Here is a 13,517-nt window from a genome sequence, read left to right on the forward strand (position 1 = left end):
GCGGGCGCAGCGGCTAGCCGACCAGCGTGGCGGCGCGGGTAAAGATGGACACGCAGAAGTCCATCAGATAGGTCGACATCCAGCGCCCGGCCAGGATGATGGCCACCAGCGTGACCAGCAGTCTGGGCAGGAAGCTCAGCGTCTGCTCGTTGATCTGCGTGGCGGCCTGGAACAGCGCCACCAGCAGGCCGACGACCAGGCCGGGCACCACCAGCACCACCACCAGCAGCATCACGATGTGCAGCGACTCGACCACCAGATCGACGGCAATTTCAGGTGTCAGCATCGGCGTCGCTCTCTCAGTAAGCCTGGATGCTCGTCACGAGCGTGTTCACGGTCAGCGTCCAGCCGTCGACCAGCACGAACAGCAGCACCTTGAACGGCAGCGAAATGACCAGCGGCGACAGCATCATCATGCCCATCGCCATCAGCACCGACGACACCACCAGGTCGATCACCAGGAACGGGATGAACAGCATGCAGCCGATCTGGAACGCGGTCTTCAGCTCCGACAGCACGAACGCCGCCAGCTTGACGGTGAACGCGTGCTGGGTCGGGTCGGTGATCTTGTCCTCGCCGGCCAGGTGGGCGATCTGCTGCAGCGCCGCCTTGCTGGTCTGCGCCATCATGAAACGCGAAATCGGCTTCTCGGCGATCTGCAGCGCCGTCTCCAGGCCGATCTTGTCCTGGTCGTAGGGCACGAAGGCGTCGGCCCAGATCTCGTTGCCGATCGGGCGCATCACCAGCAGCGTCAGAATCAGCGCGACGCCGGTGATGACCCGGTTGGGCAGGCCCTGTTGCAGGCCCAGCGCCTGGCGCAGCAGCGACAGCACGATGACGAAGCGGGTAAAGCTGGTCATCATCATGACCATCACCGGGAGCAAGCCCAGCAAGGTCATGATGATCAGGATCTGCATCTTGACCGTCAGCTCGGTCTTGGCTCCCGGCACCACGTTGGCCAGCAGGTCGACCGCCTGCGCCGCGCCCGGCAGCAATGCCAGGCCCAGCAAGGCGGCCGCCGGCGCGCCCGCCAGCAGGCGGCGCCGCCAGCGCGCGTTCACAGCGCAGGTCATGGGGTCATCATGTCCAGATTCAGGCCGTCCAGGTCGAGCACCTTGAGGCCGTAGTTCTCGCCCGCCACCACCACCTCGGCGCGGCCGATGGCGGTGCCGTTGACCTTGATCACCAGCGGCTCGCCGGCCAGCACGTCGAGTTCGACCACGCTGTCGGGGCCGATGTTCATCAGCTCCTCCAGCGAGATGCGGGCCGAGCCCACCTCCAGCGTCAGCGTGACCGGGATCTTGCGCATCATGGCCGGCAGGTCGCGGCGCGGCGCGGCGGGCGGCAGATCGGTCAGCTCCGCGCCGGGCTGGTCGATGATCATCTCTTCGGACAGGTCTTCCAGCAGGGCGTCGCTAGGATTGGCTACGTTCATGTTCATCATTTATTCTGCGTCTTCAAAAGAGGTTAAACAGAGTTTGCCTTTGTGCTCGGTGACCGCGGCCGTGAACAGGCGCGATTCTTCCAGCAGCACATCCGCCCTGGACAGGCTGATCGGGATCACGTCGCCGACCTGCAAATCGTACAAGCTGCCCAGCGACACTTCCTTGCTGGCCAGGCGGCCGATCAGGCCCACCTGCAGGCGCTGCGCCAGCGGCGCCGCGTTCCTGGCCTTCTTGCCATTGTCGCGGTCGCGCAGCAGGCCGCGCAGCACGCTCGACATCAGCGCCTTGTCGAGCGCGAACCAGTACTGGCCGGTGGCGCCGCTGGCCACGTCGGCCACGGTGACGGTGATGATCCAGGTGCCCTTGGGCGGCGGCGAACCGGGCGCCGGCTTGAACCCGGTGTCGGCGCCGTCGTGCGGCGCGCCGCCCTCGCCCTCGGCCGGCGCCGGCTTGTCGCTGGCAGGCAGGTTGAGCTCGATGCGGCCGGCCAGCGTGCCGGCCAACTGTTGTCCGAGCACCACAGCAAGGCGCTCCTCGGTGGCGGTCACGCGCACCGTGTTCTCGTCCACGGCGTCAGCCTTGGCATCGGCCTTGGCGTCGGCCTTGGCCTCGGCATCAGGCTTGGCCTCGGCCTTGGCCTTGGCGCCGCTGCCATAGCGGTAGTTGAGCACGCTAAGCAGCACCTTGCGCTCCATGGCGAAGGCGATCTGGCCGGCGGGCGCGGCAAAGCTCAGCCAGCGGCTGCGGATCTCGTTGCCTTCCAGCCGGCTGAAGCCGACTTCTTGCACCTGAAAACCGCCCCAGTAGCGGCGGTTCATATTCAGGCGCATGGACTGCGCCAGATCGTCGCGCAACTGGGCCGCAAAGATATGCAGCAAGTGTACCGGACGGCCCAGCAGGCATGGGTCCAGCACTTGATGTTGCGTCTGTTTTGTCGTTGTCATGTATTGGCCATGGCGGTTAATTCTTTCCCACGCCCCCATCATCGCACTATCCAGCTAAAAACTGGTTACTTCGGGCGCAATTATTTGTGACGGCGGGATGATTCCGGTAGCAGCATACCCGAAAATTCACATTATTGCTAACGAACAATATTTGGCTGGAAAATTTCCTGCAAGACAAATTTCACTTTACAAGAAAGTTGCTAGCCGGTAAGCTTAGTTCAAGTTGTGGGGGCCTTACGCTGCTCCGCAACATACATCAACACATGGCGCTTAGTGAATGATTTATAACGAGATTTGCTTCGAGATAACAGTTTCAGGCGACCATCCACGGCGCGCTGCGGAGAATTGACAATTGCCACAACGTCCACCACGGCAGCCCGGCGCGCTGCGGGCCCGCACCGGTCCGCGTGTCCGGCTTTGTCCGACATCGGTACACTAGCTTTCTTACAAAAATGTGACATGCACAATGGATGTGTAGCAGGTTCGCTATAGAACGTCACATAATCTGCCATTAGACTTGCTGCTTTTCGGCAATCTCGTTATGGTAGTCGTCTGGATTCAAAGCGGTCCCAACACCGCAAAAACGGGGGTAGCAAGATGAGTAACGGTTTCTCCAGCCTGATACAGGCCGACCTGGCGTCGCTGACCAATGCGGCGCAAAACCTGGCGAACAGCAGCACCCAGATCGCCGCCGCCAACCAGTTTGGCGGGCACGAGCAGCACGCCGCCTTTTCCTTCGCCCAGTCGATGCAGAACGCCATCGACAAGGTCAATGTGCAGGATGTCGAGGCCGGCCAGAAGATGGCCGATGTCGACTCCGGCAAGAGCGACGACCTGGTCGGCGCCATGCTGGCCAGCCAGGAAGCCGGCCTGTCGTTCTCGATGCTGATGCAAGTACGCAACAAGGTCATGGGCGGCCTCGACGAACTGATCAAATTACCGCTGTAAGCCTCCGCGAAAGCAATCAACGTGATTAACACCTTCAAGTCCGCCTTCGAGCGCTGGCGCGCCAACCCGTCCGCGCCGTCGCTGCCCCCCGCCCTGCTGAAGACGCTGTACCCGCTGCTGATCCTGGCCATCGGCCTGACGGCGCTGGTGCTGATGTATATGTGGAGCAACCAGTCCAGCTACAAGCCGGTGTTCGGCGCGCGCGAAAAAGTCTCGGCGCCGGACATGATGACCGTGCTCGACGCCGAACACGTCCCCTACCGCATCCACCCGGACAGCGGCCAGGTGCTGGTGCCCGATTCGATGCTGGGCAAGGTGCGCATGCTGCTAGCCGCCAAGGGCGTGACCGCGCAGCTGCCGGCCGGCCTGGAGCTGATGGACAAGAACGACCCGCTAGGCGTGTCGCAGTTCGTCCAGGACGTGCGCTTCCGCCGCGGCCTCGAAGGCGAGCTGGCGCAATCGATCATGACGCTGGACGCGATCTCGCATGCGCGCGTGCACCTGTCGATCGCCAAGTCGACCTCGTTTGTGTCGGCCGACGGCGACAAATCGTCGGCGTCGGTGGTGGTGCAGCTCAAGCCGGGCGCCACGCTGCAGCCGGAAGCGATCGCCGCCGTCATCAATATGGTGGCCGGCAGCGTGGCCAGCCTGAACCCGGCGCGCGTCAGCCTGGTCGACCAGAGCGGCAACCTGCTGTCGTCGCACATCGACCTGGCCGACGGCTTTGACGCCGGCACCACCGGCAACGACGCCGCCAAGCGCTACCAGGAACAGGTCAAGACCAATATCAAGGGCCTGCTCGGTCCGGTCATCGGCGACGATAACTACCGCATGTCGGTGGCGGCCGACGTCGACAACGACCGCGTCGAGGAAACCGTCGAGAAATACGGCGCCGATCCGAAGGTCACCAGCGAAGCCATGCGCGAAGAGCAGGACCGCAACCGCATGGTGATGGGCGTGCCGGGCACGCTGTCGAACCGGCCGCCGCCGGCCAACGCCAACCCGGCCGCGGCCGCGCAGCAGACCGCCGGCGGCGCCGCCGATCCGAACGCGCAGCAGCCCGACGGCAGCGCCCGCAAGAACGCCACCACGCGCCAGTACGCGTATGACCGCAGCATCACCCAGACCAAGCGCAGCCGTGGCCGCCTGGAGAAACTCAGCGTGGCGGTGGTGCTGGCGCAGGCCGCCGCGCCGACGCCGAAGACCGGCTGGAGCGCCGCCGAAATCGCCAACATCGACAAGATCCTGCGCAACGGCCTCGGCATCAGCGCCGAACGCGGCGACCAGCTGGTGGTGTCGGCCATGAACTTCCCGCCGAAAGCGGCGCCGGTCGCCTGGTGGGAAGAGCGCGACAATATTGTCGACATCAGCAAGTACGCGATCTACGCCGTCGCCGCCCTGCTCGGCTACCTGCTGCTGCTGCGCCCGATCATGCGCCTGCTGACCGTGCGCTTCGCGCCCGATCCGAAGGACGCCGCGCGCACCGCCGCCGAGCGCCGCGCCGCCGAGCAGGCCGCCGTGGCGGCCGCCCGCGAAGCCAGGGAAGCCGGCGCCAAGGAACAGGCCGCGCTGGCCGACGGCGCCGCCGCGGGCGCGCCGGCGCTGGCCGGCGCCAGCGGCCAGCCGGGCATGCCGGTGGTGCCGCTGCTGGAGAACTACGACCTGCCGCCGCCGGGATCGGCCGTGGACGTCATGGTCGACCACCTGAAAGTGCTGGCCGCGAAAGAACCGGAACGCGTGGCCGAAGTCGTCAAACAATGGATGCAGAAAAATGGCCGAACTCAATAATATGGAAGATGATGGCGAATACGCCATGCCGACCAAGCTGACGCCGGTGGAGCAGGCAGCCATCGTGCTGCTGAGCATAGGCGAAGAGCCGGCCGCCGCCGTGCTGCGCTGCCTGTCGCGCGAGGAATTGCTGGAAGTGACGCAAGTGATGTCGCGCATGAGCGGCATCAAGGTCGAGTCGGTCAAGAACGCGATGCAGAAGTTCTTCGACGACTACCGCGAGCAGTCCGGCGTGCATGGCGCCTCGCGCTCCTACCTGAAGCGCTCGCTGGACCTGGCGCTGGGCGGCGACCTCGCCAACACCGTGCTCAACAACATCTACGGCGACGAGCTGCGGCCGAAGATGGCGCGCCTGCAATGGGCCTCGCCGAAATGGCTGGCCGAGTACATCTCCAATGAGCACGTGCAGATGCAGGCGGTGTTCCTGGCCTTCCTGCCGGCCGCGCTGGCCGGCCAGATCATCGACGGCCTGCCGCAGGACACGCGCGACCTGGTGCTGCTGAACTTGGCGCGCATGGAAGAAGTCGACGCCGACCTGCTGCAGGAGCTCGACGAGCTGGTGGACCGTTGCCTGAGCTCGTTCGATTCGCAGGGCACCAGCGTCGAAGGCATCCGCCAGACCGCCGAAATCCTCAACCGCCTGCCGAGCAACCGCGCGCAGATGGTCGAACTGCTGCGCGCGCACGACCCGGACGTGGTGTCCAAGATCGAGCTGTCGATGTACGACTTCTTTATCCTCGGCAACCAGACCGAGCAGGCGATCACCCGCATCCTCGAAGACGTGCCGCTGGAGCAATGGGCCATCGCGCTCAAGGGCGCCGATATTTCGGTGCGCGACGCCATCCTGAAAACCATGCCGAAACGCCAGGCGCAAGCGTTCGAGGACATGATGCGGCGCGCCGGCCCGGTGCCGATGTCGCGTATCGAACAGACGCGCCAGGAAATCATGGCTACCGTCAAAGCGCTGGCCGACGCCGGCGAAGTCGAGATTCAACTGTTTGCAGAACAGGTGGTTGAATGAAGCAATTCCGTCCTTACCGCTTCCCGCCGCTGGCGCAGTTCACCACCCAGCGCGCCGCCGCCGCTGCCGCCCAGGGCCATGCCCACGGCCATGGCGGCGACGGCGGCGCGCAGTGGGCCGCCTCGGTCAGCGAAGGGTTTGAACAGGGCCAGCGCGACGGCTACGAAATCGGCCTGGCGCGCGGCCAGGAAGACGGCTTTGAAACCGGCCGCCTGGCCGGCCAGGAGCAAGGGCGCGAAGAAGGCCGCCACGAAACATTGGTTGCCTACGATCAGATGGCGCGCCCGGTCGACGCCATGCTCAAGAGCCTGAAGAAGCTGCGTTCCGACTACCGCGCCGCGCAGCGCAAGGAAGTGGTCGACCTGGTGGCGAAAGTGGCGCGCCAGGTGATCCGCGCCGAGCTGGCGCTGCAGCCGGTGCAGCTGATGGCGCTGGTCGAGGAAACGCTGGCGTCGATGCCGCCGACCCGCGACGAGATCGATGTCTACCTGAATCCGGAAGAACTGAAACGCATTGCCGAGCTGGACCCGAAACGCTCGAAGCGCTGGAACCTGATTCCCGACGCCCGCCTCGAAGTCGGCGAATGCCGCATCAAGGCTGGCGATAATGAAGTCGATGCCGGTTGCCATCAACGTCTTGCGGCTGTCATGGAACAGGTCGATAATCAACTGCAGATCGCCGACAGCGGCGAGGAACCGGAGACCGAAGAGTGATCGCAGACGCCTTACGCAATCTCGAACTGGGTTCGGTACCCATGGCGACCCCGACGGGCCGCCTGGTGGGCGCATCCGGTTTATTGCTTGAGGCTGTCGGGTGCCCGCTGCACACGGGCCAGCGTTGCCAGATTGAGACAGTCGGCGGCGACTGGCTGGACGCGCAAGTGGTCGGTTTCAGGGAGAAAGTCTCGTACCTGATGCCGTTCAAAAAAGCGGTCGGCCTGACCACCGGCGCGCGCGTGCTGCCCTCGCCCGAAAAAGTCAGCTTGCAGATCGGTTCCGGCTGGCTGGGCCGCATGGTCAACGGCCTCGGCGAACCGATCGACGGCCTGGGCAAGCTGGGCGGCGACTTCCCGCTCGAATCGCAGCCGCCGCGCGTCCACCCGCTGCGCAAGAAGCCGGTGACCGAACCGCTCGACGTCGGCGTGCGCGCCATCAATTCCATGCTCACGCTGGGCAAGGGCCAGCGCGTCGGTCTGATGGCCGGCTCCGGCGTCGGCAAGTCCGTGCTGCTGGGCCTGATGACGCGCCAGACCGTGGCCGACGTGGTCGTGGTCGGCCTGATCGGCGAGCGTTCGCGCGAGGTGCGCGAGTTTGTCGACATGTCGCTGGGCAAGGAAGGCTTGCAGAAAGCCGTGCTGGTGATCGCGCCGGCCGACGAAAGCCCGCTGATGCGCGTCATGGCCACCGAGCTGTGCCACTCGATCGCCGCCCACTACCGCGACCAGGGCAAGAATGTGTTGTTGCTGGTCGACTCGCTGACCCGCTATGCGATGGCGCTGCGCGAAGTGGCGCTGGCGCTGGGCGAGCCGCCGGCCACCAAGGGTTATCCGCCGTCGGTGTTCTCCAACCTGCCGCAGCTGATCGAATCGGCCGGCAATGGCGAAAACCAGAGCGGCAGCATGAGCGCGATCTACACCGTGCTGGCCGAGGGCGACGACCAGCAGGACCCGGTGGTGGACACCGCGCGCGCGATTCTCGACGGCCACATCGTGCTGACGCGCGAACTGGCCGAGCGCGGCCACTACCCGGCAATTGATATTGCGGCATCGATCAGCCGTTGCATGATGCAAGTGATCGACCACGAACACCAGATGGCGGCGCGCGCGCTCAAGGCCAGCATGGCCCGGCATGAACGCGTGCGCGACCTGATCCCGCTGGGCGCCTATGTGCCCGGCGCCGATCCGGTGACCGACAAGGCGGTGCAACTGCACCCCAAGGTGGAAGATTTCCTCTGCCAGGGCACCAAGGAAGCGGCGCCCATCGAGCAATGTATTGCGCAACTTGAAAAGCTGATGACACCATGAGCCAACAAAAGATCCGTAATCTGACCACGCTGGTGGCCCTGCGCAACACGGAGGTGGAGCGCCTGCAGACCGAAATGGCGGAAAAAGCCAATCTGCGCGACCGTTACCAGAAAAACCTGGAACGCCTGACCAGCTTGTACACCAATAGCGGCGCCAGCGGCAACCTGCACCCGGCGCTGGCCGGCAATTGCGGCAACTACAAGCAGGCGGTGATGGCGATGGCCGACAGCCACCGCCTCGACCTGCACATGCACGAAGCCGATATGGCGGTGTCACAACAGGCGCTCAACGCCGCCTGGGCCAGGCGCGAAGTGCTGGGCAAGGTGCTGGACAAGACGCAAAAGGTCGTCGATCGCGAGTTGCACGTCAAGGAGCGCAAGCAAAATGACGAACTGGCAACGCAATTGTGGCTGCGCGGCCAAAAGTAAGCGCAGTTACAAAAAATTGTTCAAAATATTTTCATACGGAAACGATTAAGGTCGCCCTATCTCGGGGTACACTTCATTTATCCTTTCCAGGAGTAAAAGCATGGCAACATCCGTCATCAGCAGCCCGACCTACGATCCGCAAACCACCGCAGAAAACCTGGCCAATGCGTATGTGGCGTCGACCAAGGCGATACTCGACGCGCGGGCGGCCAAGGCGACTGCCACCACCAGCGCGCTGACCAAGCTCAGCTCGGCGCTGACCAGCTTCCAGTCGACGCTGTCCGGCCTGGCGACCAGCAGCAGCTCGCTGACGGCCACCAAGGCCACGTTCAGCAACACCGCGATCGGCACCGCCACCGCCACCTCCAGCGCGCAGGCCGGCAGCTACTCGTTCTTCGTCAAGCAGATGGCCACCGCCGGCCAGGTCGGCTACAAGATGTCGGCCAACCTCGGCGCCGCCAGCGGCAACATGACCATCAAGCTCGGCAGCGGCGCCGACGAAAAGCTGATCGACGTCGACCTGTCGAAGGCCGATACCGACGGCAAGGCCGGCCTGAGCGTCAAGGAACTGGCCGCCGCCATCAACGCCTCGGAAGACAACAAGGGCCAGCTGACCGCCTCGGTGATGACCATCAACGGCGAAACCCGCCTGGTGCTGACCTCGGCCGCGACCGGCACGGCCAACGAAGTGACCGGCATCGACACCACCGGCCTCGGCGCGCCGCTGTCGACCGACCTCGGCAGCGCCAACCAGCAGGTGATGACCGCGGCGAAGAACGCCATCGTCCAGGTGGGCGGCGCCAGCGGCGAAACCATCGAGCAGGCGTCCAACACCTTCAGCATTATCGACGGCGTCAAGTTCACCGTCACCCAGGCGCAGGGCGCCAGCGACGCGCCGGTCACGCTGACCGTCGCGGCCGACAACAGCGGCACCGCCGCCAACGTGCAGAAGTTCGTCGACGCCTACAACACCCTGCTGGGCGTGATCAAGACGCTGACCGCCGCCGGCGACCACACGCTGACCTCGGCCACCGGCACCGCCACCACGTCAGCCGACGCCGCCTTCTACAACGACGCCGGCGTGCTCAATCTGCGCGACCGCCTGAACGCCATGCTGCGCGACGCCACCGGCGGCCAGTCGCTGGTGAGCTACGGCATCATCGGCAACAAGGACGGCACCATTACGCTGGATTCGGCCCGCCTGAACAAGGCCATCGCCGCCAATCCGGAAGGCCTGGACAAGCTGTTCGGCCGCGCCGGCACCGGCGTCGACGCCGGCGTGCTGGGCGCGATGAACAAGCTGACCACCACCTGGACCAGCAGCACCGGCGGCCTGATCACGCAGCGCCGCACGCAGAACGACAAGCTGCAGGACGACATCGCCGACCGCCAGGTCGTGGTGCAGAACCAGTTCGACAACGCCTACAAGCGCTACCTGGCGCAGTTCACCGCGCTGCAGCAGCTGCAGTCGAGCATGACCAGCACCTCGAACATGTTCACGGCCATGTTCTCGAGCAGCGACAGCTAAGCATTAACCCGCCATTTTTTTGACCGCACGGTGATTTATGATGAACCACGAAGCTTACAGCAGTTACCACTCCACCAATCTCGACGCCCAGGTCGCACGGGCCTCGCCGATTGAGCTGGTGCTGGTGCTCACCGACGGCCTGCTCGAAGAGCTGGCCCGCGCCCGTGGCCACATCGAGGGCCGGCGCTATGAGTTGAAGGCCAAGAGCCTGAACAAGTGCACCGACATCATCAACGGTCTGTCGAGTTCGCTCGACTTCGAGAACGGCGGCGAGGTGGTGGAAAACCTCGGCCGCCTGTACGAATACTGCGCCGGCCGCCTGTACACGGCCGGCGTCAGCCTGGACCCGACCATCATCGATGAGGTGACCACGCTGCTGACCACGATCAAAAAAGGCTGGCTCGGCGTGCAGGCTAAAACCAATGGATAGGCAGCGCACCCTGCTGCAGATGGCGCAGAAAATGAGCGCCGCCATCGCTTCCGAGGACTGGAAGACGCTGGCGGCGATTAACACGTTAATGGGCACCGCGCTGCCGCAGATGGCCGCGCAAGGCAAGTGGAACAGCCAGGAGATGGCGGCGCTGTCGGCGCTGCGCCAGATGCATGAAGAAGCAGTAAAGCGCTGCAACCAGGCCACCGACGAACTCGGCCGCCGGCTGCAAGCGATGCAGGCCAACAGAGAGGGCTTTGTCGCCTACGCCCTCGAAAGCGAATTAGCAGAAAACGGAATCCAAGCATGAGCATGACACTCTCCAGCGCAACGGCAGCGGCCAAGGCCGCGCAAGCCGAACTGACCGCCCCGGTGGCCGCCAACCACGCCACCACCGCGGCCAACAGCGGCAAGAACGCCGCCGCACCGGCCAGGGCGGCCGGCGCCAGCGCCAACAGTGCCAGCACCAGCACGGCCAAAAACCCGGCCGGCGCCACTAATGCCGCCAATGCCGCCGCCAATGCCGCCGCCCAGGCCGGCCAGCAGCCACGCGCCGGCGTCACGGACGCTGGGCAGGCCGCCCAGGCTGCGGCCAGCGCGGCCGCGCCTGCCGCCACCCCACTGTTCGCCCAACTGCTGAACCTCAGCGGCGCCAGCGGCGATGCCGGCGCCGACAGCGACACCACGGGCGGCAGCGATGACGCCGCCGGTTCCGGCAGCGCTGCCGCCAGCGACGTCATGCCGGCCATGATCGCCTCGATGCTGAACCTGGCGCCGGCGCCGGCGCCAGTCGCGCCGCCTGCCGCCGATGGCGACGCCGCCCGCGTCGACGCCGTCAGTGCCGCCCTGAATACCAGCGCCACCCGCCTGAACCTGGCGGCCGTCAACGTCGCCGTGACGCCGGCCGCCGACGCCGCGCAGGCAGCCGTCGCGCAGGCCGCCGTACCGCCAGCGGCCGCCGTCAACCAGGCGGCGCTGGCCGGCGCCGCCCGTCCGGCCGACAGCGACGCGCCGGCAGCCAACGCCGGCGAGCTGGCGCTGCCCAAGGATGCGCGCCTGCTGTCGCTGCAACCGACCGCCACCGCCGACGCCGTGCGCGCCGCCAGTGGCGCGGCTGCCGGCGGCGCCAACAGCGGCGCCGACGACGGCAACGGCGGCAATGGCAACAACGGCAACAGCGCCGCCAGCCCGCTGGCCGGCGTCAACGTCACGCAAGGCGCCGCACCGGCCGCCGGCCAGGCCGCCGCCACCGTCAAGCTGGCCGGCACGCCGGAACAATGGCAGCAGCCGCTGCGCGAAGCGCTGGGCGACCGCCTGCAACTGCAGCTGCAACGCAATAACGACCACGCGGTCATCCGCCTGGAACCGCCGAACATGGGCGCCATCGAAATCTCGATCCGCCACAGCGCCGGTGCGCTGCAGGTCAACCTGTCGGCCAATAACAGCGAAGTGGTGCGCCAGCTCAACACCATCAGCGACGGCGTGCGCCAGGATCTGTCGAACCGCCAGTTCGCCGACGTCGCTGTCACCGTGTCGTCGTCGCGCGCCCAGGCGCAGGCCGACCAGGGCGGCGGCCGCAACGGCCAGCAACGCAACCAGGATGACGGCCGCACGCCGGCCGCGCGCTGACGGAAGACGACAGCACCGCCACCTTTGCCATGACCGGGGAGTAATCTGTTAAATGAAGAACATGAAAGTCATCATCGCCTTTGTACTGGTAGCCGTGGTCGGCGCCGCAGTGGCGGGCGGGGCCGTGTGGTATATGTCCAAGGGCGACGAGGAACACGCTGAGGAAAGCAAGGACGCCAAGAAGAAACCGAAGAAGGAAGTGAAGAAGTCCGAACTGCCGCCGAAGTACCTGACGGTGGACAAGGTGGTGGTGATGCTGCGCCATGAGCCGAGCGACAACGTGACCCACTACCTGTCGGCCGACCTGGTGGTGGCCACCGACGCCAAGCGCGAGAAGGAAACCAAGGAAAACCTGCCGATGCTGCGCAGCGTTGCGGTGAAGACCTTGTCCAACCTGCCGATGGCCAGCGCGCGTGATGACCATCGACCAGTTTGCCGCCGAGCTGAACAAGGCCTTCGACCACGAGTTCGAACAGGAAGGCCGCGAAAAGCCGTTTGACGAAGTCATGATTGGCAAGCTCATCGTCGAGTAGGCCCAGGCAGCATGAACACAAGTGGAGCGGGCATGGGATATGTAGAAGAATTCGCAGACACTTATGCAGAAGGCTACAGCGAGCACGGCGCCACGCCGTCGACGCTCAGCGTGGCCGAAGAGCAAAAGCATCTGCTGGCATATGCGCCGCTGGTCAAGCGCATCGTGCGCCAGCTCAATTCGCAGATCGCCGGCGCCATCGACCGCGACGACATGGAGCAGATCGGCCTGATGGGCCTGCTGGAGGCGCTGCGCCGCTACGGCGAGCCGGACGCCGCCTTCGGCAGCTACGCCAGCCTGCGCGTGCGCGGCGCCATCCTTGACGAGCTGCGCCGCCAGGACTGGCGCCCGCGCGCCGTGCGCCAGCAAAGCCACAAGCTGCGCGACGCCGTGCGCGCCCTCACCCGCAAGCTCGGCCGCGAGCCGAGCGAGCACGAGATCATGAGCAACCTGGCGCTGACGCCGGAAGCCTACCAGGCTTATCTGATGGACGAAAACGCCGAGCTGATCGCCAGCTTCGACGACATCCTCCAGGACAGCGTCAGCAACGAAAGCGCGCCCAGCCCGGAAGAGCAGTTGATGGTGCGGCGCAGCCTGGAACAGGCGCTGCGCGGCCTCGACGAGCGCGAGCAGCGGGTGGTGCAGATGTATTACGAGTTCGAACTGAGCTACAAGGAAATCGCCGCCGTGCTGGACCTGACCGACGCCCGCGTCTGTCAGCTCAACAAGGCGGCGCTGAACAAAATGAAAGCAGTTCTGCAAAGCGCCTGAACGGCGCGGTGCGGCGGGAATTAAGAAAAT

Annotated in this window: 16 protein-coding genes; 12 read left to right on the forward strand and 4 right to left on the reverse strand. The window is 65.3% G+C overall.

From position 1 onward, the window contains the following. Positions 1 to 13: 13 nt before the first annotated feature. The 4 genes from fliQ to ACRQ5J_RS17700 are packed head-to-tail and all read right to left on the reverse strand — an operon-like array spanning position 14 to position 2,389. Complete coding sequence (gene fliQ / locus ACRQ5J_RS17685) at positions 14 to 286, reverse strand: flagellar biosynthesis protein FliQ (protein ID WP_432378474.1); 273 nt, start codon at positions 284 to 286, stop codon at positions 14 to 16. Positions 287 to 299: 13 nt separating this feature from the next. After that, positions 300 to 1,073, reverse strand: coding sequence for a flagellar type III secretion system pore protein FliP (gene fliP, locus ACRQ5J_RS17690; protein WP_432378476.1), 774 nt, complete (start codon positions 1,071 to 1,073; stop codon positions 300 to 302). Further along, positions 1,070 to 1,441: a FliM/FliN family flagellar motor switch protein gene (locus ACRQ5J_RS17695; protein WP_432383677.1), complete on the reverse strand. Its 372-nt coding sequence runs from the start codon at positions 1,439 to 1,441 to the stop codon at positions 1,070 to 1,072. Before ACRQ5J_RS17695 ends, fliP begins: the two co-directional genes overlap by 4 nt. Positions 1,442 to 1,444: 3 nt before the next feature. Continuing rightward, entirely contained in the window at positions 1,445 to 2,389 is a 945-nt protein-coding gene (locus ACRQ5J_RS17700) for a FliM/FliN family flagellar motor switch protein (protein ID WP_432378477.1), read from the reverse strand. Positions 2,390 to 2,986: 597 nt separating this feature from the next. Between ACRQ5J_RS17700 and ACRQ5J_RS17705 the strand changes: the two genes are divergently transcribed. The 12 genes from ACRQ5J_RS17705 (at position 2,987) to ACRQ5J_RS17760 (ending at position 13,487) form a co-directional block, all read left to right on the forward strand. Then, a complete protein-coding gene (locus tag ACRQ5J_RS17705) occupies positions 2,987 to 3,337 on the forward strand; it encodes a flagellar hook-basal body complex protein FliE (protein ID WP_432378479.1) in 351 nt (116 codons plus the stop codon). A gap of 21 nt (positions 3,338 to 3,358) precedes the next feature. Then, positions 3,359 to 5,125 (forward strand): flagellar basal-body MS-ring/collar protein FliF, encoded by a 1,767-nt coding sequence (fliF, locus tag ACRQ5J_RS17710; RefSeq protein WP_432378481.1) that lies wholly within the window; start codon positions 3,359 to 3,361, stop codon positions 5,123 to 5,125. Next, positions 5,109 to 6,146 carry a flagellar motor switch protein FliG gene (locus ACRQ5J_RS17715; protein WP_432378483.1) on the forward strand — a complete coding sequence of 346 codons (1,038 nt, stop codon included), beginning with the start codon at positions 5,109 to 5,111 and terminating at the stop codon, positions 6,144 to 6,146. Before fliF ends, ACRQ5J_RS17715 begins: the two co-directional genes overlap by 17 nt. Beyond that, positions 6,143 to 6,859 (forward strand): flagellar assembly protein FliH, encoded by a 717-nt coding sequence (gene fliH / locus ACRQ5J_RS17720; protein WP_432378485.1) that lies wholly within the window; start codon positions 6,143 to 6,145, stop codon positions 6,857 to 6,859. The genes ACRQ5J_RS17715 and fliH overlap by 4 nt, the downstream gene beginning before the upstream one ends. Next, complete coding sequence (gene fliI, locus ACRQ5J_RS17725; RefSeq protein WP_432378487.1) at positions 6,856 to 8,169, forward strand: flagellar protein export ATPase FliI; 1,314 nt, start codon at positions 6,856 to 6,858, stop codon at positions 8,167 to 8,169. The genes fliH and fliI overlap by 4 nt, the downstream gene beginning before the upstream one ends. Continuing rightward, positions 8,166 to 8,597: a flagellar export protein FliJ gene (gene fliJ / locus ACRQ5J_RS17730; protein ID WP_432378489.1), complete on the forward strand. Its 432-nt coding sequence runs from the start codon at positions 8,166 to 8,168 to the stop codon at positions 8,595 to 8,597. Before fliI ends, fliJ begins: the two co-directional genes overlap by 4 nt. Positions 8,598 to 8,697: 100 nt before the next feature. After that, positions 8,698 to 10,125 carry a flagellar filament capping protein FliD gene (fliD, locus tag ACRQ5J_RS17735; protein WP_432378491.1) on the forward strand — a complete coding sequence of 476 codons (1,428 nt, stop codon included), beginning with the start codon at positions 8,698 to 8,700 and terminating at the stop codon, positions 10,123 to 10,125. Positions 10,126 to 10,162: 37 nt separating this feature from the next. Continuing rightward, positions 10,163 to 10,555 carry a flagellar export chaperone FliS gene (fliS, locus tag ACRQ5J_RS17740; protein WP_432378493.1) on the forward strand — a complete coding sequence of 131 codons (393 nt, stop codon included), beginning with the start codon at positions 10,163 to 10,165 and terminating at the stop codon, positions 10,553 to 10,555. Positions 10,556 to 10,586: 31 nt separating this feature from the next. Further along, complete coding sequence (locus tag ACRQ5J_RS17745) at positions 10,587 to 10,865, forward strand: hypothetical protein (protein ID WP_432378494.1); 279 nt, start codon at positions 10,587 to 10,589, stop codon at positions 10,863 to 10,865. Further along, positions 10,862 to 12,184 (forward strand): flagellar hook-length control protein FliK, encoded by a 1,323-nt coding sequence (locus ACRQ5J_RS17750; RefSeq protein WP_432378496.1) that lies wholly within the window; start codon positions 10,862 to 10,864, stop codon positions 12,182 to 12,184. The genes ACRQ5J_RS17745 and ACRQ5J_RS17750 overlap by 4 nt, the downstream gene beginning before the upstream one ends. Positions 12,185 to 12,236: 52 nt before the next feature. Then, positions 12,237 to 12,683, forward strand: a complete 447-nt coding sequence (locus ACRQ5J_RS17755) for a flagellar basal body-associated FliL family protein (RefSeq protein WP_432378498.1) — start codon at positions 12,237 to 12,239, stop codon at positions 12,681 to 12,683. Between the two features lie 66 nt (positions 12,684 to 12,749). Then, on the forward strand, positions 12,750 to 13,487 hold the full coding sequence (locus tag ACRQ5J_RS17760; RefSeq protein WP_432378499.1) for a FliA/WhiG family RNA polymerase sigma factor: 738 nt from the start codon (positions 12,750 to 12,752) through the stop codon (positions 13,485 to 13,487). The last annotated feature ends 30 nt before the right edge of the window (positions 13,488 to 13,517 follow it).

The sequence above is a fragment of the Duganella sp. P38 genome (assembly GCF_050859475.1).
GTDB lineage: Bacteria > Pseudomonadota > Gammaproteobacteria > Burkholderiales > Burkholderiaceae_D > Rugamonas.